Source organism: Pseudodesulfovibrio aespoeensis Aspo-2, assembly GCF_000176915.2.
GTDB classification, from domain to species: domain Bacteria; phylum Desulfobacterota; class Desulfovibrionia; order Desulfovibrionales; family Desulfovibrionaceae; genus Pseudodesulfovibrio; species Pseudodesulfovibrio aespoeensis.
This window is the reverse complement of the sequence record NC_014844.1, coordinates 2,471,133-2,493,730: the sequence shown is the minus strand read 5'-3', so window position 1 is coordinate 2,493,730 and position 22,598 is coordinate 2,471,133. Positions and strand designations below refer to the sequence as shown.

The window sequence follows — 22,598 nt, the reverse complement described above, 5'->3', positions numbered from 1 at the left end:
GCCGTGTGCGCGGGCGGCTTGCATAACGGCATGAAGATCAGGTACCAAACCGGCATGCAAAGCGAAATATCCGACAAGAGAAAACAGCGGATCGACCAAGTGCTCGCCAGAAGGCAAAAAGACCTGACCCTGGTCATGGACAATATCTGGGACCCGCACAACGTCTCCGCCGTGCTGCGCAGCTGCGACGCCTTTGGCGTGTCCGATGTTCATCTCTACTACACCACCTCGCAGTGGCCGGACCTGGGCAAGAAGAGCTCGGGCTCGGCCATGAAGTGGATACGGCTCATCCGCCATGTGGACGCAGCGACCATGGTCGGCAATCTGGTCGGGGGCGGCGGTTCGGCTCATGATGGCGGGCAGATCCTGCGCACCGGGTTTTCGGCCACGGCCAGGCCGGTCATGGACTTCGACTTCACCATCCCCACGGCCATCATCCTGAGCAACGAGCACCGGGGCACCTCGCCGGAACTGGCCGCCCTGGTGCCCGACGAGGTCTACATCCCCATGCAGGGCATGGTCCAGAGCCTCAATGTTTCGGTGGCCGCCGCCATCATCCTCTACGAGGCCTTCACCCAGCGGAAGCGGGCAGGCCTCTACGACGCCCCCTCGTTCAGCGACGAGGAGCTGGCCGCGCTGCGGGCCGAGTGGCGGACCGTGCAGCGGGGACAATGAAGCGGGGACAATGAATTTGAGGATGATGCAGTTGAGGATGATGCAGTTGAGGATGATGCAGTTAAGGATGATGTAGTTGAGGATAATCAGGCGCTGGGCATAAGCCCGGCGAGGCGCGGGCGGGTTTTTTTAATTGAAACACAGCCCGTTCAGGTATACATATTCCGCCAAGTTTCCATGCCCGGCCCCGCAGCCGCGCCCGGCGGCAAAGGCCATTCGGTCAGAACAAGGAATGGAGGGACGCGTGCAGAATCTACTCAAGGCCATGACCGCAGGCGACGTGGTCGTCTATCCGACCGAGACGCTCTACGCGCTGGGGTGCGATGCCACCAGCGAGGCCGCCTGCGAGAAGGTCATGGACATCAAGGGGCGCTCCGCGGTCAAGCCGCTGCCGCTGATCATCGGCGGGGTGGACATGCTCGGGCTGGTCACGGACGACAGGCCAGCGGCTCTGCTAGAGCTTGCCAGTTCCTTCTGGCCCGGCCCGCTCTCCATCCTGGTCAAGGCGCTGCCCGAACTGCCGTCCTGTTTGTCCGACGAGGACGGCTACACCTCGGTGCGCTGGAGCGGCCATCCCTTTGCCTCCGAACTTTCGCGCCGACTGCGCAAACCCATCGTGGCCACCAGCGCCAACCTGAGCGGCGAAGTGCCGGTGGCCCTGCCCGAAGACCTCTCCCCCAGGCTCGTCGAGCTGGCGGGCGCAGTCTACGTCGATCCGCCATGGCCCAAGGGCGGCAAGCCGTCCACGGTCATCCGCGTGCTCGGTGCCACCCGGCTCGAAGTGCTGCGCGAGGGCGCGGTGTCCGTCAAGAAGCTCTGCGACAAGGGCTTTTCAGTCACCATCGCCGCCCCTCAATAGGCGGGCCGCTCTGGGCCTGTCGCGGCTTCCTTTCTTTATCCTTCTGATGCGCCGGTCAGCGGCGTGTGTCTCGCGCCAGGGTCAGGCCACCGGTGCGGATGGGGTTTGACTTGGCCTGCCCCTTGGGCCACAACATGGGGCAAGGGCGGTGGCAGGGCGGGGTGAATCCGTGTCTGGTCGCGGCCTGAGTCTTGCCGTTGAGGAGTGTCCCTGTGGAGCTGAAAAAACCGTGTCCCCATTGCAGCGGCGACGTGATCGTGTACCGCAACCCTGTGCCCACCGTGGATGTGGTCGTCTTCGTACCCGGCCTGACCGGCGGGGATGACGGGGTGGTGCTTATCGAGCGGGCCAACCCGCCGTCGGGCTGGGCGCTGCCCGGCGGGTTCGTGGACTACGGCGAGACCTGCGAGCAGGCCGCCGTGCGCGAATGCCGGGAGGAGATCGGGCTTGACGTGATCCTGACCGGGCTGCTCGGCGTGTATTCCGACCCGGCGCGCGATCCCAGGCAGCATACCATGAGCGTGGTCTACACCGGCCTTGCGCGCGACATCGGCGCGCTCCGGGCGGGCGACGACGCGAGCCTGGCCAGGGTCTTTCCCTTGGGCCGCTGGCCGCGCACCGCCTTTGATCACGAGCGCATCCTGGCCGATTTCATGGCCCGGCTGGCGCGTCCGGCGTAAAGACCGGGAACTTTGGCGGGCGGAGTAACTCTTCCATGATCCTTAAACACATCAGGTGGATATGACTATGCTGACCCTTTGCGTGACCATGGGTGACCCGTGCGGCCTCGGCCCCGAACTGGTGGTCAGGCATTTTGCCCAGGCCCGCAGGCGCGGCGACGAGCGTGTGCTTCTGCTCGGCCCGGCGGCTCCGCTCCATCGCGAATTGAAACGGCTTGATCTGCCTGCATTCTTTGAAGTCCTGGAAAACCCCGAGACCATTGGTCGGCAGGAGGCCGGAGTCTATCTCCACGAGCCGCCCGCGCTCATCGGGCTGGAGTTCCCGCCCGGTGAGCCCACTGTGCAGGGCGGCCTGGCCGCCGGGACGAGCCTGGAGGCGGCCATCGGTCTGCTCAAGGCCGGGCTGGCCCACGGTCTGCTCACCTGCCCCCTGAACAAGGCCATGTTCCAGGCCGCCGGGTTCGACTTCCCCGGACACACGGAATTTCTGGCCGAGCGGCTGGGCGCAGGTGCGGACGGGGTGTGCATGCATTTGTGCGGCCATGATCCGGAAGCGGGTGCCGCCTTTAAGCCCGATCCTGAGGGGCCGGCCCCGCAGGTGCTGCGTGTGAGTCTGGTCACCACCCATCCGCCCCTGCGCGACGTGCCCGGTCTGGTGACGCAGGAGCGCATCCTGGCTTGTCTGCGGCTGACGGCCCGGTTCGTCGCTACCCTGGGCCTTGTCGGGCCGGTGGCCGTATGCGGTCTCAATCCCCACGCGGGCGAGTCCGGGCGCATCGGCAGCGAAGAGGACGAGATCATCATGCCCGCCATCGAGGCGGCGCGGCTGGAGGGGCTCGACGTGGCCGGTCCGTTCCCTGCGGACACCCTCTTCCACTTCGCGGCCAGGGGCGATTATCCGGCGGTGCTGGCCATGTATCACGACCAGGGGCTGGCCCCGCTCAAGCTCCTGCACTTCAGCCAGGCGGTCAACGTCACCCTCGGCCTGCCCCATCCCCGCACCTCGCCCGATCACGGCACGGGCTATGATCTGGTGGGCACGGGCAAGGCGTCCGTCAGGAGCTTCCAGGCCGCTCTGGACATGGTCCGGCTGCTGGCCCTGGCAAAGGCGTGACCCATGGCCGGACGATACGTTCTGCTTGACCGCGACGGCACCATCATCTTTGACCGGCATTACCTGCACGACCCGGCAGGGGTGGAGCTGCTGCCCGGCGCGGCCCAGGGAATGCGCCGCATGCGCGAGCTGGGCTGGGGGCTGGCCGTGCTCACCAACCAGAGCGGGGTGGGGCGCGGCTACTACGACGAGGCGTCGGTGCTTGCCTGCAACGCGCGCATGGCCGAGCTGCTTCTGGCCCAGGGGGTGCGCCTTGACGGGATATTCTTCTGCCCCCACGAGCCCGAGGCCGCGTGCGGCTGCCGCAAGCCCGCGCCCGGCCTCATGGAGCAGGCGGCCCGGTCGCTTGGTTTTGATCCCCACGAGAGCGTCATGATCGGCGACAAGGATGTGGACATGCTCCTGGGTCGGGCCGTGGGAGCCGCGACCATCCTGGTGCGCACCGGCAAGGGGGGAGAGCACGAGGCCCGGTGCCGCGACAGCGCAGACTTCGTGGCCGACGATCTGTTGCAGGCCGCCGACATTCTCGCCACATTGGGCTGACGCCCCGAACCGGTCGTTGCCGGTCAGGGAGTGTACTGAAACGGATCGTCTGTGGGCCTGGACACGAGCAGGGCGGTCAGGGCCGCGAGCCGGGTCCGCCGGTCGGGCAACCGGACCAGCCCAGTCAGCCGGGTTCGGAAGTCTTCAAGCCCGCGCCTGTCGCCGGGCGTTCCGCCGAAAAGCGCGTACCGGCTCAGGTCGCGGCCAATGGCCTGTCTGGTCCTCCTGCCATTTCCCATTGCCCCGCATTGTCGGGTGCTTTCATCGCACCAATTGCGAAACAGGCTCGCGTCCATGAGGTCCGCGCCAGCGGCGTACCGGGCCGCGGCCAGCCCGGCCCTGCGGCCAAAGACCTGGGTGGCCAGGACCATGGCCCCGCCCAGCCGGTTGGCCCCGTGCATGCCTGTGGCGCACTCGCCGATGGCGAACAGGCCGGGCAGCGAGGTTTGGCCATGCTCGTCCACCACGGACCCGCCGTTGCCCGCGTGGGCATAGAGTCCGGCCTTGATCACGCCGTTCGGGGTCTCGACCCTGGCGAACCCGTCCTGGTGCAGCCCGTGGAGCAGCAGTCGGTCCAGGGCGGCCTGGGGCTGGTGATGGAAGGCGGGGCAGTGGGCAAGGCGTAGCGCGCGCAGTTTCGGCAGGGTCGGGCCAAGGGCCTCCCCGGCGTCGAGGCGCGAGCCGTCGGGCATCCGCAGCCCGTGGCCCGGAGCCAGCAGCGACGCCGGGTTGAGAAAGGACGCGTCCTCGCGCCCCCACATGAACTGGAGAAAGGGCTCGTTGGCGGTTTTTACCCCGGCGTCGGCCAGCAGCCCAAGGCTCAATCCCGGATTGGCCCCGCCTGCCTGATGCCGGGCAAAGAGCGGGGCCGGGCCGCCCAAGGCCAGGATCACCGCCCTGGCCCGGACGGCGGTGAACGCGCTTTCGCCAGCGTCCCATCCCCAGGCTCCCCTGGCTGCGCCCGCGTCCGTCACAATGCCGAGGATTTCGGTGCCGATTGAAAAATCGACACCGCAACTATCTGTCTTGATTCTGTATTGATTGAATGCGCCGTTCAGGTCATGGAAGATGGCCGCTCGTGGATCGTGGCTGCCGCAACCGGGAAAACGGGCCAGAGACCCATCCGGGTTGCGGCGAAGGCGTAGGCCAAGGGCTTCCATCTCGCGGACCCGGTCCTGGCTCTCGCTGGCAAGAATTTCCACCAGCTTCTTGTTGACGAATCCCGGCCTGCCCAGGGCTATGGCCTCGTGGCAAAAGGCAGACTGGCGGGGTTCGGTGTCGAGCAGTTGGACGCCCAGGGCGTTGTTGCGGTTGGTGAAAGACGAGCCGGACGGGGCACTCTTGAGACAGGCCACCGTCACCCGCAGGTGCGGCGCGCCCTCGCGGGCGGCCCAGGCTGCGCGCAGACCGGCCAGGCCGCTGCCAAGCACGAGGATGTCCGTGGCCGTATGGCGGGTGGCTGAGTCCGGGTTGCCCGAAGGCGTGAGAAGGGTGTCTGGCATGCCGCGCCGCAGGGTTTCGGGCCGGGCCGAAATGGGCCGCCCATGAAACGTTTTCCCCTGACCCCGGCGCGGGGTCAAGGGAAAAGGGGTGCGCCGGGCGCAGGGACGGCGCACCGTCCGATCACCCTTTTTTCTTGTCCATGACATGCGAGATGTAGCACATAAGCAGCGCGAAACCGATCTCGATTCCGCTCATCGGTACGGCCATCCATCCTAATTCCGACCAGTAATTCATGCGTTTCTCCCACTCCCCGGAAAGGGGAAGGGGTGTCTACCAGGGAGTTGTCAACCTGTAAAGACAAATGGCGGCCTGGGCCGCCATTTATAAAGGGTCGTGAGGTGCTGTCCGGCTATTCGGCCATTTTCTTTCTGGCGAATTTGAGCATCTTGACGGCTTCGGCAAAGTCGGGGTTGAGGCTGACCGCGGCCTCGGCGGCCTTGGCCATCTTGGCCCATTTACGCCAGTCGTAATAGAGGCGACCCACGTTGTAGTGCAGATATTCGTCGCTGTGGCTCAGGCTGAGGGCCTTGAGATAGTACTTTTCCGCCGTGTCATAGTCCTTCATCTTGCGCAGGACCATGCCGATTCGGTTGTACAGGTGTATGGCGTTGGGGTCGTCCCGCAACGCGTCGTCGAGCATGTGAAAGGCTTCCTTGAACCGGCCCGCGTTGAGGTAGCGGTCGGCGATGTCGGCCTTGAGGTCCGTGTCGCTGCCGAACTCCTTGACCAGGGCATCGAAAAGCTCCTTGGCCCCGTCCCAGTCCTCCTGATCCAGGAGGCTCTGGCCCGCGTCGAGCCCGTCCCGCTTTCTGCCCAGAATGGCCTGCATGTCATCCTGGACCTCTTCGTTGAGAACCTTCTGCAATTCCTGCAAAAGTTCGCGCATGGCGTCGAGCAGGGCGCGCTCCTTGCCCGGCTCGTAGCTGATGACCAGGGGGTAGAGCTTGCGCAGCTCGGCGTCGGTGCTGAGGCTGTAGGTGACCTTTTTCAGGAGTTCCTCGAACTCGTCTCGCTCGGACTTGATGGTCGGGGTCTTGAGCAGCAGGATGAGGCCGTCATGAATCCCCTGGATGGCGGTCATGTACTTGCCCTTTTTGAGCATGGTGGTGACCGAGTTCAGTTTTTTTCGAGCTTTGACCAGTTCTGAGGACATGCGTACCTGCTCTTTGCTGTGGTGCCGGTTTCCGCCTGGGCGGTCTATTTTCCGGTGCTGTCCCTGACCATATCACGAAAACGCGCAAAGAAATAGCGGCTGTCGTGAGGGCCTGGGCCGGCCTCGGGATGGTGCTGGATGGCCAGCAGCGGCTTGTCCCGGTGCCTGAACCCTTCGAGGGTTCTGTCATTGAGATTCATATGCGTGGCTTCGAGAAAATTCAACCCCTTGATGTCCACGCAAAAGCCGTGGTTCTGGGAGGAGATTTCGATTTTCTCGGTGTGCAGGTCCATGACCGGATGGTTGCAGCCATGGTGGCCGAACTTGAGCTTGAAGGTCTTGCCGCCCATGGCCAGGCCGAGGATCTGGTGGCCCAGGCAGATGCCAGCCAGGGGCAGATCGGTGGCCAGATCGCGGGTCGCTTCCACCGCCGAACTCACGGCGGCGGGGTCGCCGGGGCCGTTGGACAGGAACACCGCGTCCGGGCCCAGATCGCGCACCTGGGCCGCGCTGAAGCAGGAGGGGACCATCAGCATGTCGAACCCCTGCCCGGCCAGCAGCCGCAGGATGTTCCATTTGATGCCGAAGTCGTAGACCACGAGTTTCGGGCCGGTGCCCGCCCAGGAAAAATCAGTGAGATTGTCGATAAAGACCGGGCCTTTGCCGTCCCAGGTGTAGGGCTTGTCGCAGGAGACGCGGTCGGCCAGATTGAGTCCTTCCATGCTTTCGATGGCTCTGGCCCGGTCCACCAGCTCGTCGGGCTTGGCGTCGCCGGTGGCCATGAAGCCCCGCTGGGCGCCGTGGATGCGCAGGTGGCGGGTCAGGGCGCGGGTGTCTATGCCCTCGATGCCCATGACTCCGGCCTGGGCCAGGTACTCAGGCAGCGACATGGTGGCGCGCCAGTTGCTCGGCTTCTTGCAGCACTCCTTGACGATGAATCCCGCCGCCTGGACCTTGCTGGACTCCACGTCGTCGGGGTTGACGCCGTAGTTGCCGATGAGCGGGTAGGTCATGACGACCATCTGCCCGGTGTAGGAGGGGTCGGTCAGGATCTCCTGATAGCCGGTCATGCCGGTGTTGAAGATGACCTCGCCGCTGGCCTCGCCTTGGCCGGTGAAACTCGTTCCCCTGAATATGGTGCCGTCTTCAAGGGCCAGGATTGCTTTCATCAGTCGTTCTCCAGAATATGCTTCACTATTTCGAGGTCGTCGGGCCTGTCCACCCCGTGGCAGGCGTGCCTCGTCTCGGTCACGTAAATGTCCATGCCGTCTTCGAGCAGGCGGAGCTGTTCGAGTTTTTCCCGCAGTTCGAGCGGGCTAGGCTCAAGCTGCCCGAATCGTCGTAGGGCCTCCATGCGAAAGGCGTACAGTCCGATATGGAGCAGATAGCCTCCGGGCGCGGCGTCCCGGTCATAGGGGACCACGGCGCGCGAGAAATAGAGCGCCCGGCCATTGCGCGCCCGGACCACCTTGACGCGGTCCGGCGATCCCGCCTTGTCCGGGCCGATGGGTGTGGCCAGCGTGGCCACGCGCACTCCGGGCGACCTGAACGGGGTCAACAGTTCGGTCAGCATCTCCGGCTCAAGGCAGGGCTCGTCGCCCTGGATGTTGACCACCACGGCATCGGGCGCGATGCCGAGCAGCTGCGCGGCCTCCAGCACCCGGTCCGTGCCGCTCTGGTGGTGGCTGCCGGTCATGACCACCGGCACATCGAGCCTGCGGGCGGCGTCAAAGATGCGCGCATCGTCCGTGGCCAGGGTGACGCTGCCAAGCTGCGGGCAGCGGCTGGCCCGGTTGTGGACGTGCCAGAACATGGGCCTGCCCTTGATCTCGACCAGGGGCTTGCCCGGAAACCGGGAGGATTCGTACCTCGCCGGGATGATTCCGTGACACTCGGGGAATATGCTCATCTCGTCTCGTGCAGAGGGTTGTTAATCCTTATTGAGAAAATCGGCAACCTGTTTGCGCACGGCCATCGCGCCGCCCTGGCGGTCCGCGATGTAGGCCTGGCCCCTGGCCGATACATCGGCACGCCGGGGCGTTTCGTCAAGGAGCCGGAGCAGGGCGGCCAGGGCGGCGGCCCGACCGGCTGCCCGCACGGCCAGCCCGGTGTCGAATATCTCACTGCCGACCCAGGCGAAGTTCTTCCAGTGCGGCCCGATGACCGGGGTCACGCCGCAGGTGATGGGCTCCAGGAAATTCTGCCCGCCCACCGGCGCGAGGGAGCCGCCCACAAAGGCCGCCTTGGCAAGGCCGTAGGCCGGGACCAGCTCGCCGAACGTGTCCCAGAGCACCACGGTGCCGGGCGCAGCCGGGTCGGTCAGGCCGGAGCGCAGGGCGCAGGTCAGTCCGGCCCGGTCGAGCGCCTTGTGCCACAGGGGGATGTGGTGCATGTGGCGCGGAAACAGGCCGATGATGGCTGAGGGTCTGGTCCGCAGCAGGTCGGCGGCCAGTCCGGTCGCCTCGGCCAGTTCCTCCTTGCGCACCGAGCCGAAGACCACGAATTGCGCCTTGGCCGGGATCACGTGGCTGAGGGGGTTGTCCTTGCGGGTCGAGGGTCTGGCTGCGGCCATGCGGTCGAACTTGATGTTGGGCATGATCTGGACGCGCTCGCGACCGAATAGGGTGGCAAAGCGGCTGGCGTCGGTCCCTGACACGGCCATGATCCGATCCGGTCCCAGGGCGCGGAACAGGGCGGGCCAGGCCAGATAGCCGCCCAGGCTCCGGGTGGTCATGCGCCCGTTGGCCAGCAGGACGCGCGTACCGTGCCTGCGGCAGGCATCGAGAAAACCCGGCCACAGCTCGGTTTCGAGGATCAGGGCGCAGTCGGGCCGGACCCGGGCCACGGCCCGGCGCATGATCGAAGGCGCGTCCAGGGGGAAATACCAGGGCTGCACGGCCACGCCGGTCTTGCGCCCGGCTATGTCGTCCGCGGCTCGGCACAGGGTCTCGTATCCCTGCCGGGTGGTCGAGGTGGCGAGCACGCGCAGGGGCTGGCCCGGCGGCGAGACAAGTCCCTTGAGCACCTCCCAGGCCAGATACGCCTCGCCGCCGCTGGCCGCCTGGACCCAGAGGTGGGCCTGGGCAGGCAGGCCGCCCGTCAGGGTGCGCTGGTCCCAGCCGTCGCGCAGCCGGTGGTTGAGCTTGAGTAGCGGGATGGCGCACTTCCAGAGGGCGTCGTAGGCGGCCAGGGCCGCGCTGACGGCAGAGACCACGCTAGCGGCCCCTTTCTTCAAGGCCGAGGCGGATCAGCTCGCTGATCAGGGCGGCAAAGGAGAGGCCCACCTGCCCGGCGGCGCGCGGCAGCAGGCTGGTGGGGGTCATGCCCGGCAGGGTGTTGATTTCAAGCAGGTACGGGGTTCCGTCTGCGGCCAGGATGAAGTCGCCCCGGCTGTAGCCGGTCAGCCCCAGGGCGTTGTGGGCCGCGAGCATCCGCTCCTGGACCAGCCGCGTGACCGCGTCGGACACGGGCGCGGGACAGACCTCCTCGGCCCCGTCGGCGGCGTATTTGTTTTCATAGTCGAAAAAGGGCGCGCCCGCCTTGGGCGTGATCATGATCAGGGGCAGGGGGCGGTCGCCGAGCACGGCGCAGGTCAGCTCCACGCCGGGAATGAAGATTTCCACCAGGGCGGACTGGCACATGGCAAAGACTTTCGAAAGGGCCGAGGGGAACTCCCCGGCAGTGCGGACCAGGCTCATGCCCAGGCTGGAGCCGCCCTTGTTGGGCTTGACGAAAACCGGCAGCGGCAGCGCCAGCGGCGTGTCCGCGCCCTGGGTGGGGGTGATGAACTGCCACGGCGGGGTGTCGATGCCCAGGGTCTCGAAGACCTCTTTGGACGCCCCCTTGTCCAGGGCCAGATAGGAGGCGGCGGCCCCGGCTCCCTGATACGGGCAGCCCGCCTTGTCGAGCATGGCCTGGATCAGGCCGTCCTCGCCGGGGGTGCCGTGCAGGTTGATGAAGGCGAAATCCGCCTCGCGCGCGGTGCGCACCAGATGGCGAAAATCCTGCGCCGGGTCGAAGAAGGTGACGCGGTGTCCCAGTTCCTCCAGGGCAGTCCGAATCTTTTTGGCTCCTGAGAGTGAAACCTCCCGTTCGTCAGACCAGCCGCCCGCTATCAAAATCACATGCATTCAGGTCTACCTCGAGGGTGTCGCAGAGCAGGGTTTCGAGTTCCACGGCCTGCGCCCTGGTGCACTCGATCCGCTCACGGATGAAGTCGGTGGCTCCGTACCGGTCGTTCAGGTCCACAAAGCGGGACCCGATGCCAACCAGCGTGTCGTGGCGGACCCGCTTGTCCGCGTAGATGACTGCCAACGGCGTGAAATATTTGTCCAGATCCATGTCAAAGGGCCAGCAGACGTGGTGGGTGACGCCGGTGGCGATGGCCGGGTTGCCGGTCAGGGCCACGGTCCACGCGCCGCCGAGCTGGCTGTGGTTGCCGCCGTGGCGGATGCAGTAGGACTTGGCGATGTCGTGGAGCATGGCCGAGGCGCGCACGGTGGGCACGTCCACGTTCATGCCCAGCTCCCTGGCGCGCGCGGCCAGAAAGGTGGCGACCCGGGCCACCACCAGACTGTGGGCGGCCACATTGTCGAGCATGGCAAAGGCGCTCCAGTGCTCCATGCACCGGCTGTCGTCCGGGACACCGAGGGTCGGGTCGCAGACCACGGGCGGCGGGGCGGGCAGCGGCGAGCGGAACTCGTGGCCCGGAGGCGGGGATGTCTTGGGAGCGCTCATGTCAGGTTGGTCGGCACCGTTCATGGTCAGTGCCGCCCATCGGGTCGGCACCGTTCATCTGGCCGGAGGCGTCATTGCGTCCAGCGGATTCAACCTACCAGCAGGCGGGGAAAAAATAAAGCACGCCGGGCCGGGAAAGATGGCATTTCCACCCCGACCTGGCGTTTTGGCAACGAGACTGCATGCGGCCTGCTAGCGCTTGCCGCCTTCCTGGGCATTGGGGGCGTCGGCCATGGCCACCTCGCCCCGGATGTATTTCTCCACGGCCTCGCGCACGGTCATGCCGTCCACGTCCTGGCCGATCCGTATCTTGGCGGCGGCCAGGGCCGTGAACGCCTTGGGGCCGACATAGCCGGTCAGGACTACCTGGGCGCCTGCGTTGGCCACGTTCTCGGCGGCCTGGATGCCCGCGCCCTGTGGCCGCGCCTGGGAGCTGCCGTTGTCCACATAGGTGGTTTCCATGGTCTCGGTGTCCACGACGACGAACCCGCCGGCGCGGCCAAAGCGCGGATCGACTTGGTAATCGAGGGTCGGCCCCTCGCTTGTCACTGCCACTTTCATCGGATGCTCCTTTCTGCTGAATTGTTGGGGCCAGGATGGTCTGGGTAAGGGCAGCGTCGATCCTAGACGTTTCCGGGATCGGTGGTGCATATCCGGGCACGCCGCCTGCGCCGGATCTGGCAGCCAGCGCCGAATCCGGCCCCGCTTCCCGGACCGTTCGCAAGTCCGGTTCCAGAGCCGAAGCCCCTGCCGAATCCGCGTCCCTGGCCCGGAACGCTGGTCGCGATGTCCTGGGCCATGGCCCGGTTCATGATCTGTGAGGCGTAGCCGTCGGCGCCCTGGCCGCGCGCAACTCCCTGTCCGGTCATGGCACCGGGGCCAAAACCTTTGCCAAAGCCCTGGCCAAAGCTGCGTCCCTGGCCGCAGCCCATGCCGCGTCCCATTCCCTGTCCCCGTCCGGGGCAGTTGCCCCGGCCAAACCCGTATCCGGCTCCCTGGCCCAGGGGGGCGGCCTCGGTAGTGTTCGCGAATCGGGGACCGTTCACTCCTCGTTTGTTGCAGTAAGGCATGATGACCTCCGTTGTTGGGGCCGAACCCGGAGAATCCGGGTTGCCGCGCGCGCAGCGGCGCGGTCGGCCTGTACAAATGAGGATATGCTCATATGTCTATGTGTCAAGGGTAAATTGAACATATGTTCACAAAAAAAGGAAGCATCATGGCATAGTATATTGTAATTCAAGGCGTTGGCGTCATGACGCTGGCCCGGTTTCTGAGAGGTCCGGCTGCTGCCCGGTGTCCGGCAGGGGGGAGCAAAAGGGGCGATGTTTCGGTTCAGGCGTGCGTGCCGGGATTTTGTTTGCCCGTTGGATGCAATCGGTATATGGAGAGTCCTGACCCCAAGGCCGGGGTGACACTTTCAATGCGGGGGGGATGGTTTGAGCTTTGAATTGCTGAATAAATTTCGCGATCCCGAATTGTGCGGGAAGGTGTTGGAGCGGCTGCGCGCCGAGCTCTCGGGCGGGTTGCGCTTCATGGAGGTCTGCGGCACCCACACGGTGGCCATCTTCCAGAGCGGTCTGCGCTCGCTGCTGCCGGACGAGATCGTCCACCTGAGCGGTCCTGGCTGTCCGGTCTGCGTCACCCACGAGTCCGAGGTCAACGCCTTTCTCGACCTGGCGGGCAGGGACAAGGTCATCATGGCCACCTTCGGCGACCTGATGCGCGTGCCCGGCCACCAGGGGCGCAACCTGAAAAAGGCCCAGGCCGACGGCGCCAGGGTCAAGGTCGTTTACTCGCCCTTTGACACCATCAAGCTGGCCCGTGAGAATCCGGGCGATCTGGTGGTCTTCATCGGCGTGGGTTTCGAGACCACGGCCCCGACCATTGCCGCCACCATGATGATGGCCCGCGAACAGGGCGTCGAGAACCTGCGGGTGCTCTGTTTTCACAAGACCGTGCCCGCCGCCCTGGACGTGCTCCTGGCCGACGAGAAGGCGGGCATCGAGGCGTTCATCCTGCCCGGCCACGTCTCGGCCATCATCGGTCTTGAGCCCTACAAGTTCATCGCCGAAAAATATGGCAGGTCAGCCGTGATCACCGGGTTCGAGCCGCTGGACATCCTCCAGTCGCTGCTCCAGATGGTCGAGTGGCGCAACGCGGGCGAGGCCCATGTGGTCAACAACTACACCCGCATCGTCAGCGACGGAGGCAACGCCAAGGCGCGCGAGATCATGTACACGGTTTTCGCGCCGTCCGACGCCCTGTGGCGCGGCATCGGCCTCATCCCCGGCAGCGGCCTCGAAATCCGTCCCGAGTGGGAGCAATTCGACGCCATGAAGGAGTTCGGCATCGTCATCAAGGAGGTCCCGCCCCTGCCCGGCTGCAAGTGCGGCGACATCCTCAAGGGCATCAAGCGGCCCGATGAGTGTCCGTTGTTCAAAAAGGCCTGCACCCCGGCCAATCCCGTCGGCCCGTGCATGGTCTCCACCGAGGGCAGCTGCGCCGCCTATTACAAATACAAATTGGACTAGCCATGAGCGACAAGGTCTTACTCGATTACGGCAGCGGCGGTCGCGCCTCGCAGCGGCTCATTTCCGAACTCTTTCTCAAGCATCTGGGCAACGACGAACTCAACCGGCTCAACGACGCGGCGGAGTTGAGCGTGTCCGGGCGCATCGCCATGAGCACGGATTCCTTTACCGTGGACCCGATCTTCTTCCCCGGCGGCAACATAGGCTCCCTGGCCGTGCACGGCACGGTCAACGACGTGGCCATGATGGGGGCCGTGCCCCGCTACATGACCTGCGCCTACATCATCGAGGAGGGACTGCCCATGGCCGATCTGGAGAAGATCGTGGCCGCCATGGGCGAGGCCGTGCGCGAGGCCGGGGTGCTCATCGTCTCCGGCGACACCAAGGTGGTGCCCAAGGGGGCTGTGGACAAGATTTTCATCAACACCACCGGCATCGGCGACATCATCGTGGACCCGGCCCCCAGCGGCGACCGCGCCCGGCCCGGCGACGCGGTGCTCATCTCCGGCACCATCGGCGACCACGGGCTGACCATCCTCGGCACCCGCGAGGGGTTGGATTTCCAGGCCAGGGTCGAGAGCGACAGCGCGTCCCTCAACCACCTGCTGGTCAGGCTGGTGCGCGAGCTCCCCGAGGTCCATGTGCTGCGCGATCCCACCCGCGGCGGGCTGGCCACCACCCTCAACGAGATCGCCTGGAGTTCGAACGTCTGCTGCGAACTCGACGAGGCGTCCCTGCCCGTGCGGCCCGAGGTGGCGGGCGGCTGCTCCATTCTCGGCCTGGACCCGCTTTATCTTGCCAACGAGGGCAAGTTCCTGTGCGTCCTGCCAGGAGAGCATGCCGAAAAGGCCCTTGAAATCATGCGCGCCGACCCGCTGGGCGGCGACGCCTGCCGCATCGGCACCATGACCGACGCCAACCCTGGCAAGGTGGTGCTGATCACCCACCTGGGCGGCAAGCGGCTGCTGGGCATGCTCGAAGGCGAGCAGTTGCCTCGCATCTGCTGACCGCACCGCATCCGCAAAAGCATGACGGCCTTCGGAATCTTCCGAAGGCCGTCTTTGCTTGCGGGCGGAACCCGGAGTCCTATCGCTTGTGCTTGCGGGCCTCGATGAGCGCTGCGGCGCGCTGGGCGAGGTAGGTGATTTCAGGCTTGGAAATCTGGTCGTCCGCGCCCACGGACTCGCCCCGGTAGCGCAGCTTGTCGGTGATCAGCGACGAGAAGAGGATGACCGGCAGGTCCCGAAGGGCCGGGTCGTCCTTGATGCGCCGGGTCAGGTGGTGGCCGTCCATCATGGGCATCTCGATGTCCGAGACCACCACCTGGACGAAATCGGTCACCGGGCGGCTTTCGTCCTGGGCGCTCTGCTTGATCTCCTTGAGCCGGTCCCAGCACTCGCGGCCATTGTTGGTCTTTTCGACCCGGAACCCGGCCTGTCCGAGCATGTCTGAGATCATCTCGCGGATGAGCGGGGAATCATCGGCGATGAGCGCGCGGTAGCGCTCCTCGGCGTTGAACTCCACGGTGTCGTCGAGCTTGAGCCGCATCTCCGGGTTGAGTTCCGAGACGATGCGCTCCAGGTCGAGAATGAACACGATGCGGTCGTCAAACTTGACCACGCCGGTGATGGAGTCGCTCGACAGGGCCGAGACGTATTTGTTGGGCGCTTCGACATCCTCCCAGCTGATGCGGTGGATGCGGGTGACGCCCGAAACCATGAAGGCCGAGGTGACCTGGTTGAACTCCGTGACAATGACCTTGGGCGGCTCGTTCTCCACGCGCCGCTTCTTGAGCCATTTGGAGAGGTCGAGCAGGGGGATGATCCGCGAGCGCAGGTTGAACGCGCCCAGCACGGCCTCATGCGAGACCTCGGGCATTTCGGTGACTTCGGGCATGCGGATGATTTCCAGCACCTTGGCCACGTTGATGCCGAAGTAGCCCTTGCGTGTCTTGGGGCTGCCTTCGCGCTGCCTGGACGGGTTGTCCTCGTCGATCTTGGGCATTTCCTCAAGGTAGAACTCGACGATTTCCAGCTCGTTGGTCCCTGCTTCAAGCAGGATTTCGCTCGTCTCGGTGGACATGGATGCACCGCTTCCTTTGCAAAATGAGTACGAAAGTAATGATGACGATTACGGGAGGTTGTAACCGCTATTGGCAAATTCCGTCAACAAGCGTTTCCGGGGTGGCGTTATCGGCGGGTTCCAGCCCGGCGATGGTGGCGGCAGCCTCTTCCAGGGCTTCCCAGTCGCGGCATTCGAGCAGCGAGCCCCGCAGGGCGCGGATTCCTCGGAGTCCCTTGGCGTAGCGCGGGATGATGGAGCGGATCTTTCGAAACGAACGGCCATCGCCCTCGAACTCGCGGGTCAGGCGGATGTGTTCGCGCACGATCCGGGCCAGAGACTCGCCGCTGCGCGGCTCGGGCTGTCCGCCCGCCAGCAGGGTGCGGTAGCGGTCGAAGATGGCCGGGTCGTAGAGCGCCCCGCGTGCGAACATGACCGCGTCCACGCCCGTTTCCTCCACGCAGCGCACGCCGTCCTCGGCGGTGAACAGGTCGCCCGAGGCGACCACCGGGATGGAGACCGCGCGCTTGAGCAGGCCGAGTTTGGACCAGTCGGCCTGGCCCGCGAACATCTGGCGGCCATAGCGCGGATGCAGCGTGACCCAGTGGACGCCCGCGTCCTCAAGCCTTCTGGCCAGCTCCAGATAGGTGTCGTTGCCCTTGTCGAATCCCAGGCGGAACTTGACGCCCACCTGTCCACCGCGAGCATGGGCGGTGGCACGCTCCACCATTACGGAGGCGATGCGGACCAGGGTGTCCGGGTCTTCCATGAGCTTCACGCCGCTGCCGGACTTGAGCACCTTGCGCACCGGGCAGCCCGCGTTGAGGTCGAAATTGCGGTAGCCGAGGTCCACCAGCCAGTCCATGACCGGCCCGAAGAGGTCCGGATCGGCCCCGAAGAGCTGGAGGACCATGGGGTCGTCCTCCGGGCAGGTGGCGATGAGCCGCTGGGTGCCCTCGTTGCCAAAGGTCATGCCCTTGACGCTGACCATCTCGGAACAGGCCACGGCGCACCCGTGTCGCTTGACAAGCAGGCGGAAGGGCAGGTCCGAGTAACCGGCCAGGGGCGCGAGCCACGGCTCGCCGGGGGTGATGCGGAAATCGTTCATGGGACAAGCTCATAATGGCAGAAGGGCAGCGAGTCAAAGGATTCGAGCCCCGCCCGTCGCAGGGTCGCGCCACGGACCGTTGCGTGCAGGGTGCGTCGTTGCTCATGATAATTTTGAAATTTATTGCCTGTCAGGGTTGACAAAACAGGACCGAACAACTTAAACCGGCCCGTCTTCGAGCGCACGGCGTGCAAACGCCTGCGATAGGAAAAGCCGACGAAACGCTTGCTTTTTGACATCATGGCGGATATATACTTCGTTCCCGGCGAGCTGGCGTAGCTCAATTGGTAGAGCAGCTGATTTGTAATCAGCCGGTTGCGGGTTCAAGTCCCATCGCCAGCTCCAAAGACACAATGGTGGGGTTCCCGAGTGGCCAAAGGGAACAGACTGTAAATCTGTCGTCGTACGACTTCGGAGGTTCAAATCCTCCCCCCACCACCAGATTTTTTATAAGCCGCGCTGTAGGAGGCAGTTCAGAACTGCTGATGGACTACGGAGAGTGAGCGGGAATAGCTCAATTGGCTAGAGCATCAGCCTTCCAAGCTGAGGGTTGCGGGTTCGAGTCCCGTTTCCCGCTCCATTACTCTAGCACTGCCGTTGTCCATCCATACTCCTATATACAAGCGTGGGCTCGTTTGCCCACGTAGCTCAGCAGGTAGAGCACATCCTTGGTAAGGATGAGGTCACCGGTTCAAATCCGGTCGTGGGCTCCATAGTTCATGCCGTGTTAGCTTAGTATTTAAAGTAATAAAAAACCTACACAACTTTTAGTTAGGGGGATCACAATGGGAAAAGCAAAATTTCTGCGTAGCAAGCCGCACGTCAACATCGGTACCATCGGTCACATCGACCATGGCAAGACCACGCTGACCGCCGCCATCACCAAGCTCGCCTTCCTCAAGGGGTTTGGTGAGTACGTTGCCTTCGACCAGATCGACAAGGCGCCCGAGGAAAAAGAGCGCGGTATCACCATCGCCACCGCTCACGTCGAGTACGAGACCGAGAACCGCCACTATGCACACGTGGACTGCCCCGGTCACGCCGACTACATCAAGAACATGATCACCGGTGCCGCCCAGATGGACGGCGCGATCCTGGTCTGCGCCGCCACCGACGGTCCCATGCCCCAGACCCGTGAGCACATCCTGCTCGCCCGTCAGGTCGGCGTGCCCGCCATGGTCGTCTTCCTCAACAAGTGCGACATGGTCGACGACGAGGAACTGCTGGAGCTGGTCGAGCTGGAAGTCCGCGAGCTGCTGAGCAAGTACGAGTTCCCCGGCGACGACATCCCGGTCATCCTCGGCTCCGCCCTGAAGGCCCTGGAGTGCGAGAGCGTCGATGATCCGGACGCCAAGCCCATCTACGAGCTGCTCGCCGCCTGCGACTCCTACATCCCGGAGCCCAAGCGCGATATCGACATGCCTTTCCTCATGCCGGTCGAGGACGTTTTCTCCATCTCCGGTCGCGGCACTGTCATCACTGGCCGCATTGAGCGCGGTGTTGTCAAGGTCGGCGAGGAAATCGCCATCATCGGCATCAAGGACACCATCAAGACCACCTGCACAGGTGTCGAGATGTTCCGCAAGATCCTCGACCAGGGCCAGGCTGGCGACAACGTCGGTCTGCTGATCCGCGGCGTGAAGCGTGAGGAAGTCGAGCGCGGCCAGGTTGCTGCCAAGCCCGGTTCCATCACCCCGCACACCAAGTTCAAGGCCGAGGTCTACGTCCTCTCCAAGGACGAGGGCGGACGCCACACCCCGTTCTTCTCCGGCTACCGCCCGCAGTTCTACTTCCGCACGACCGACATCACCGGTGTCGTCACTCTGGAAGAGGGTGTCGAGATGGTCATGCCCGGCGATAACGCCACCTTCAACGTCGATCTCATCGCGCCCATCGCCATGGAATCCGGCCTGCGTTTCGCCATCCGCGAAGGCGGCCGCACCGTTGGCGCTGGTGTCGTCACCGAGATCGTGGAGTAGCACATGCGCATCAACATTCAGCTGCAGTGCACCGAGTGCAAGCGTAAGAACTACGCGACGCAGAAAAACAAGAAGAATACTACCGGTCGCCTGGAAGTGAGCAAGTATTGTCCCTGGGACAAGAAGCACACCGTCCACAGAGAGACCAAGTAGGTTCGATAGAGCAGGGGTATAGTTCCAACGGCTAGAACGCCGGTCTCCAAAACCGGATGCTGGGGGTTCGAATCCCTCTACCCCTGCCAACTCTGTTTTTTGCAAGCGGGCGTTACGGGGCCTTGACCAGCAAGGACAAGGCTTCGCGACCCGCTCAATAATTTGGGAAAAGAAGTTATGGCCAAGAAAAAAGGCAAGACTGCTGCCGAAAAGCAGCCCTCCACGGCGATAGCAGCCGGTCCGGTCGGAAAGGTCAGGGAGTTCATCGAATTCCTTGAGGAGTCCAAAGTCGAGATCAAGAAGGTTGTCTGGCCGACCCGCAAGGAGACCATCACCACATGCGTCGCCGTGCTGATTGTCAGCCTGGTCGTGGCTCTTTACCTGGGCATTGTTGACCTGGCGCTCTCCAAGATCGTCGAGGCCATACTGTCCTAAGTCCCTAGCTCTTGAGCAAAGGCTGGATCAAACATGGATGCCACATTGGAACAAGCAGCACCCCGCACACGCTGGTACATCGTTCACACCTACTCAGGGTTTGAACAGCGCGTGGAGCAGACCGTCAGGGAGATGATGCGGACCGGGCAGGACAAGGGCCTCATCGAGGAAGTAGTCATGCCCACCGAGAAGGTCGTCGAGATGGTCAAGGGGGAGCGCAAGACTTCCACCAGGAAGTTCTATCCCGGCTACATCATGATCAAGATGACCTTGACTGATGACACCTGGCATCTGATACAGTCCATCCCGCGTGTCACCGGCTTTGTGGGCGGCAAAAACCGGCCCACCCCCATGCGTGACAGCGAGGCGGAGAATATTCTCAACATGATGGAGAGCCGCCAGGAAAAGCCGCGTCCCAAGTTCAATTTTGAACGCGGAGACGAGGTTCGGGTCATTGACGGCCCCTTCAGCGGTTTCAACGGTGTTGTGGAAGAAGTCAATTACGACAAGGGAAAACTCAAGGTTTCCGTCTCCATCTTTGGGCGTCAGACTCCGGTGGAGCTTGATTTTGTCCAGGTGGACAAAGGGTAACCTGGAAATACTCGCAACAGCGAAATTTCTCATCGAGGAATACAATGGCCAAGAAAGAAATCGGAAAGATCAAACTGCAGATTCCCGCCGGGAGCGCCAACCCCTCCCCGCCGGTCGGTCCGGCGCTGGGTCAGCATGGCGTGAACATCATGGAGTTCTGCAAGACGTTCAACGCCAGGACGCAGGAACAGAAGGGACTTATAATCCCGGTTGTCATCACGGTCTTCGCAGACCGCTCCTTTGACTTCATCACCAAGACCCCGCCCGCTGCCGTGCTGCTGCTCAAGGCCGCCAAGCTGGAGAAAGGGTCCGGTGTGCCCAACAAGGAAAAAGTCGGCAAGGTCACCAAGGCCCAGATCCGCGAAATTGCCGAAATGAAGATGCCGGACCTGAACGCCAATGACATCGCAAAGGCCATGCTGCAGATCGAGGGAACTGCCCGTAGCATGGGTCTTGAAGTCAAAGGCTAGAGAGGAAATACCAAATGCCCAAGCAAGGAAAGAAATTCCGCAACGCCGTCGGCGACAGGGACACGAACCTGCGCGTGCAGGTCGAGGAAGGCGTGAAGACCGCCATCGAAGGCGCCTTCGCCAAGTTCGACGAGACCGTGGACGTTGCCATCAACCTCGGCGTTGATCCCAAGTATTCGGATCAGATGATCAGAGGCGCCGTCAGCCTGCCCAATGGGCTTGGCAAGGATGTGCGCGTGGTAGTTTTCTGCAAGTCCGAGAAGATTGCCGAGGCCAAGGCCGCCGGAGCCGACTACGCCGGGTCAGACGACCTGGTTGAGAAGATCCAGGGCGGCTGGCTCGATTTCGACAAGGCCGTCGCCACCCCGGACATGATGGCCCTGGTCGGCAAGATCGGGCGTCTGCTCGGACCGCGCGGCCTGATGCCCAACGCCAAGACCGGCACTGTGACCATGGATGTGGTCAAGGCCGTGTCAGAGCTCAAGGCGGGCAAGGTCGAGTTCAAGGTGGACAAGGCCGGTGTGCTGCATGCACCCATCGGCAAGGTCTCCTTTGGCACCGAGAAGCTGTGTGAGAACCTGAAGACGCTGCTGGCCCAGATCATGCGCATGAAGCCCTCCAGCGCCAAAGGCACTTACATGAAGGCCATGGCAGTTGCTACGACCATGGGCCCTGGCGTGAAGATCGACCCCCTGGCCATCAGGAAGTTTATCGAAGCCTAAACTGGCTGATACGGAATGCCGGACGGCCCCTTGCGGGCCGTCCTGTAGATAATCGCACGGAGAGTTGAGTCAGAGACGGCAGGTGGGGCTGTGATCCCTTAATACCCTGCTCAGACAACGCTTTGACCTGCTTTCCGGGCCGAACGACGAGGAGTGGTGGATGAACAGGCAAGAAAAAGCCCAGATCATCGAGCAGCTGCACAAGAAAGCTGCGCGGGCAAGCATTGCCGTCGTCACCGACTTCAAGGGACTGACCGTGGAGGAGATCACTCAACTCCGCGCCAAGTGCTACGAAGTCGGGGTGGACTACCAGGTCGTCAAGAATACCCTGGCCCGGTTGGCTCTCAAGGATACCGATCACGGTGAATTGAGCGAACACCTCAAAGAGAACTGCGCCATTGCGCTGGGGTACGACGATCCTGTCGCCCTGGCCAAGACGCTGGCCGAATTTGACAGGACGAACAAGAAGTTCGCTCTGCGTTTTGGCTCTCTTGAAGGGGATTTTCTTGACAGCGACGGCGTGAAGGAACTTGCCAAGATGCCCAGTAAGCCTGAGCTCTTGAGTTCCGTACTCGGCACAATGCAGGCCGTACCGCGCAATTTCGTGTGCTTGTTCGCAAACATCGAACGCAAGTTCCTCTATGCCTTGACTGCGATCAAGGAACAGAAGGAAGCCGCGTAAACCAGGTTCAAAGCGAATCTTTCGTAAGGAGAATTTATCATGGCTGACATCACCAAAGAGCAAGTTGTCGAATTCATCGGCAACATGACCGTTCTGGAACTGTCCAAGTTCATCAAAGAGCTGGAAGACGTTTTCGGTGTCGAGGCTGCTGCCCCGGCTGCCGCCGTCATGCTCGCCCCGGCTGCCGCTGCTGCCGATGCCGCCGAGGAGCAGACCGAGTTCACCGTCATGCTGACCAACGCAGGTGCCAACAAGATCGCCGTTATCAAGGCTGTCCGCGCCCTGACCGGCCTGGGCCTGAAAGAGGCCAAGGCCGTTGTCGACGAGGCCCCCAAGGCCATCAAGGAAGCCGTTTCCAAGGACGAGGCTGACGACGCTGCCAAGCAGCTGAAGGAAGCCGGCGCTGAAGTTGAAATCAAGTAACTTCTGTCACTTAAGCTGAACAAGGCAAAGAGCGCTCGCCCTGTGACAAGGGTGTTGCGCTCTTTGCTCTGTCTCTATATACACTGGGTGATCGGTTTCGCCATCGGGCTTTGGCACTGTGGGCGGAGGCGATTGCCTGTTTCCCCGTTCCACATGCGCTTCGGGACCGGTATCCCGGC

General features: G+C 63.5%; 26 protein-coding genes and 5 tRNA genes. 20 read left to right on the top strand and 11 right to left on the bottom strand.

Annotated elements, in window-relative coordinates:
* Nucleotides 1–54 precede the first annotated feature (54 nt).
* The 5 genes from DAES_RS11545 (at nucleotide 55) to gmhB (ending at nucleotide 3,871) form a co-directional block, all read left to right on the top strand.
* Nucleotides 55–675: a TrmH family RNA methyltransferase gene (locus DAES_RS11545; RefSeq protein ID WP_041271758.1), complete on the top strand. Its 621-nt coding sequence runs from the start codon at nucleotides 55–57 to the stop codon at nucleotides 673–675.
* 244 nt (nucleotides 676–919) lie between these two features.
* The gene (locus tag DAES_RS11540) at nucleotides 920–1,534 is read left to right on the top strand and encodes an L-threonylcarbamoyladenylate synthase (protein ID WP_013515204.1); all 615 of its coding nucleotides are present in this window, start codon (nucleotides 920–922) and stop codon (nucleotides 1,532–1,534) included.
* 212 nt (nucleotides 1,535–1,746) lie between these two features.
* Nucleotides 1,747–2,214 carry an NUDIX domain-containing protein gene (locus tag DAES_RS11535; protein WP_013515203.1) on the top strand — a complete coding sequence of 156 codons (468 nt, stop codon included), beginning with the start codon at nucleotides 1,747–1,749 and terminating at the stop codon, nucleotides 2,212–2,214.
* Between the two features lie 67 nt (nucleotides 2,215–2,281).
* Nucleotides 2,282–3,328 carry a 4-hydroxythreonine-4-phosphate dehydrogenase PdxA gene (pdxA, locus tag DAES_RS11530; protein WP_013515202.1) on the top strand — a complete coding sequence of 349 codons (1,047 nt, stop codon included), beginning with the start codon at nucleotides 2,282–2,284 and terminating at the stop codon, nucleotides 3,326–3,328.
* Nucleotides 3,329–3,331: 3 nt separating this feature from the next.
* Entirely contained in the window at nucleotides 3,332–3,871 is a 540-nt protein-coding gene (gmhB, locus tag DAES_RS11525) for a D-glycero-beta-D-manno-heptose 1,7-bisphosphate 7-phosphatase (RefSeq protein ID WP_013515201.1), read from the top strand.
* Between the two features lie 23 nt (nucleotides 3,872–3,894).
* On the opposite strand, the gene DAES_RS11520 is transcribed toward gmhB, so the two are convergent.
* The 9 genes from DAES_RS11520 to DAES_RS11480 form a co-directional block, all read right to left on the bottom strand.
* A complete protein-coding gene (locus DAES_RS11520; protein WP_013515200.1) occupies nucleotides 3,895–5,373 on the bottom strand; it encodes an FAD-binding protein in 1,479 nt (492 codons plus the stop codon).
* A gap of 350 nt (nucleotides 5,374–5,723) precedes the next feature.
* Nucleotides 5,724–6,527 carry a tetratricopeptide repeat protein gene (locus tag DAES_RS11515; RefSeq protein ID WP_013515198.1) on the bottom strand — a complete coding sequence of 268 codons (804 nt, stop codon included), beginning with the start codon at nucleotides 6,525–6,527 and terminating at the stop codon, nucleotides 5,724–5,726.
* A 44-nt stretch (nucleotides 6,528–6,571) separates the two neighbouring features.
* Nucleotides 6,572–7,696, bottom strand: a complete 1,125-nt coding sequence (gene carA / locus DAES_RS11510; RefSeq protein ID WP_013515197.1) for a glutamine-hydrolyzing carbamoyl-phosphate synthase small subunit — start codon at nucleotides 7,694–7,696, stop codon at nucleotides 6,572–6,574.
* A complete protein-coding gene (gene kdsB / locus DAES_RS11505; RefSeq protein WP_013515196.1) occupies nucleotides 7,696–8,436 on the bottom strand; it encodes a 3-deoxy-manno-octulosonate cytidylyltransferase in 741 nt (246 codons plus the stop codon). The genes carA and kdsB overlap by 1 nt, the downstream gene beginning before the upstream one ends.
* Before the next feature lie 21 nt (nucleotides 8,437–8,457).
* Nucleotides 8,458–9,741 (bottom strand): 3-deoxy-D-manno-octulosonic acid transferase, encoded by a 1,284-nt coding sequence (locus tag DAES_RS11500; protein ID WP_013515195.1) that lies wholly within the window; start codon nucleotides 9,739–9,741, stop codon nucleotides 8,458–8,460.
* A gap of 1 nt (nucleotide 9,742) precedes the next feature.
* On the bottom strand, nucleotides 9,743–10,657 hold the full coding sequence (locus DAES_RS11495; RefSeq protein WP_013515194.1) for a D-alanine--D-alanine ligase family protein: 915 nt from the start codon (nucleotides 10,655–10,657) through the stop codon (nucleotides 9,743–9,745).
* On the bottom strand, nucleotides 10,623–11,264 hold the full coding sequence (locus tag DAES_RS11490; protein ID WP_083808648.1) for an HD domain-containing protein: 642 nt from the start codon (nucleotides 11,262–11,264) through the stop codon (nucleotides 10,623–10,625). Before DAES_RS11490 ends, DAES_RS11495 begins: the two co-directional genes overlap by 35 nt.
* 192 nt (nucleotides 11,265–11,456) lie before the next feature.
* Nucleotides 11,457–11,825, bottom strand: a complete 369-nt coding sequence (locus tag DAES_RS11485; RefSeq protein WP_013515192.1) for a NifB/NifX family molybdenum-iron cluster-binding protein — start codon at nucleotides 11,823–11,825, stop codon at nucleotides 11,457–11,459.
* Nucleotides 11,826–11,887: 62 nt separating this feature from the next.
* The gene (locus DAES_RS11480) at nucleotides 11,888–12,334 is read right to left on the bottom strand and encodes a hypothetical protein (RefSeq protein ID WP_013515191.1); all 447 of its coding nucleotides are present in this window, start codon (nucleotides 12,332–12,334) and stop codon (nucleotides 11,888–11,890) included.
* Nucleotides 12,335–12,712: 378 nt separating this feature from the next.
* Between DAES_RS11480 and hypD the strand changes: the two genes are divergently transcribed.
* Nucleotides 12,713–13,795 carry a hydrogenase formation protein HypD gene (gene hypD / locus DAES_RS11475; protein WP_013515190.1) on the top strand — a complete coding sequence of 361 codons (1,083 nt, stop codon included), beginning with the start codon at nucleotides 12,713–12,715 and terminating at the stop codon, nucleotides 13,793–13,795.
* A 2-nt stretch (nucleotides 13,796–13,797) separates the two neighbouring features.
* Entirely contained in the window at nucleotides 13,798–14,802 is a 1,005-nt protein-coding gene (gene hypE, locus DAES_RS11470; RefSeq protein ID WP_013515189.1) for a hydrogenase expression/formation protein HypE, read from the top strand.
* A gap of 79 nt (nucleotides 14,803–14,881) precedes the next feature.
* Here the strand turns inward: hypE and DAES_RS11465 are convergent, their stop codons facing one another.
* A complete protein-coding gene (locus DAES_RS11465) occupies nucleotides 14,882–15,877 on the bottom strand; it encodes a chemotaxis protein (RefSeq protein WP_013515188.1) in 996 nt (331 codons plus the stop codon).
* A 67-nt stretch (nucleotides 15,878–15,944) separates the two neighbouring features.
* On the bottom strand, nucleotides 15,945–16,964 hold the full coding sequence (locus tag DAES_RS11460; protein WP_013515187.1) for a tRNA dihydrouridine synthase: 1,020 nt from the start codon (nucleotides 16,962–16,964) through the stop codon (nucleotides 15,945–15,947).
* A 269-nt stretch (nucleotides 16,965–17,233) separates the two neighbouring features.
* Here DAES_RS11460 and DAES_RS11455 point away from each other — a divergent pair.
* The 13 genes from DAES_RS11455 (at nucleotide 17,234) to rplL (ending at nucleotide 22,419) form a co-directional block, all read left to right on the top strand.
* Nucleotides 17,234–17,309: transfer RNA gene (locus DAES_RS11455), tRNA-Thr, on the top strand.
* 10 nt (nucleotides 17,310–17,319) lie between these two features.
* Nucleotides 17,320–17,405, top strand: a tRNA-Tyr gene (locus DAES_RS11450).
* A gap of 62 nt (nucleotides 17,406–17,467) precedes the next feature.
* Nucleotides 17,468–17,544 (top strand) — tRNA-Gly (locus tag DAES_RS11445).
* A gap of 57 nt (nucleotides 17,545–17,601) precedes the next feature.
* A tRNA-Thr gene (locus DAES_RS11440) sits at nucleotides 17,602–17,677 on the top strand.
* Nucleotides 17,678–17,749: 72 nt separating this feature from the next.
* Nucleotides 17,750–18,943: an elongation factor Tu gene (gene tuf, locus DAES_RS11435; RefSeq protein ID WP_013515186.1), complete on the top strand. Its 1,194-nt coding sequence runs from the start codon at nucleotides 17,750–17,752 to the stop codon at nucleotides 18,941–18,943.
* A 3-nt stretch (nucleotides 18,944–18,946) separates the two neighbouring features.
* A complete protein-coding gene (rpmG, locus tag DAES_RS11430) occupies nucleotides 18,947–19,096 on the top strand; it encodes a 50S ribosomal protein L33 (RefSeq protein ID WP_013515185.1) in 150 nt (49 codons plus the stop codon).
* Nucleotides 19,097–19,108: 12 nt separating this feature from the next.
* A tRNA-Trp gene (locus DAES_RS11425) sits at nucleotides 19,109–19,185 on the top strand.
* A gap of 88 nt (nucleotides 19,186–19,273) precedes the next feature.
* Nucleotides 19,274–19,531, top strand: coding sequence for a preprotein translocase subunit SecE (gene secE, locus DAES_RS11420; RefSeq protein WP_013515184.1), 258 nt, complete (start codon nucleotides 19,274–19,276; stop codon nucleotides 19,529–19,531).
* Between the two features lie 33 nt (nucleotides 19,532–19,564).
* On the top strand, nucleotides 19,565–20,122 hold the full coding sequence (gene nusG / locus DAES_RS11415) for a transcription termination/antitermination protein NusG (protein ID WP_013515183.1): 558 nt from the start codon (nucleotides 19,565–19,567) through the stop codon (nucleotides 20,120–20,122).
* A 44-nt stretch (nucleotides 20,123–20,166) separates the two neighbouring features.
* Nucleotides 20,167–20,592, top strand: a complete 426-nt coding sequence (rplK, locus tag DAES_RS11410; protein ID WP_013515182.1) for a 50S ribosomal protein L11 — start codon at nucleotides 20,167–20,169, stop codon at nucleotides 20,590–20,592.
* 14 nt (nucleotides 20,593–20,606) lie between these two features.
* Complete coding sequence (gene rplA, locus DAES_RS11405) at nucleotides 20,607–21,314, top strand: 50S ribosomal protein L1 (protein WP_013515181.1); 708 nt, start codon at nucleotides 20,607–20,609, stop codon at nucleotides 21,312–21,314.
* Between the two features lie 160 nt (nucleotides 21,315–21,474).
* Nucleotides 21,475–21,996 (top strand): 50S ribosomal protein L10, encoded by a 522-nt coding sequence (rplJ, locus tag DAES_RS11400; protein ID WP_013515180.1) that lies wholly within the window; start codon nucleotides 21,475–21,477, stop codon nucleotides 21,994–21,996.
* Between the two features lie 39 nt (nucleotides 21,997–22,035).
* Nucleotides 22,036–22,419 (top strand): 50S ribosomal protein L7/L12, encoded by a 384-nt coding sequence (gene rplL / locus DAES_RS11395; protein ID WP_013515179.1) that lies wholly within the window; start codon nucleotides 22,036–22,038, stop codon nucleotides 22,417–22,419.
* The last annotated feature ends 179 nt before the right edge of the window (nucleotides 22,420–22,598 follow it).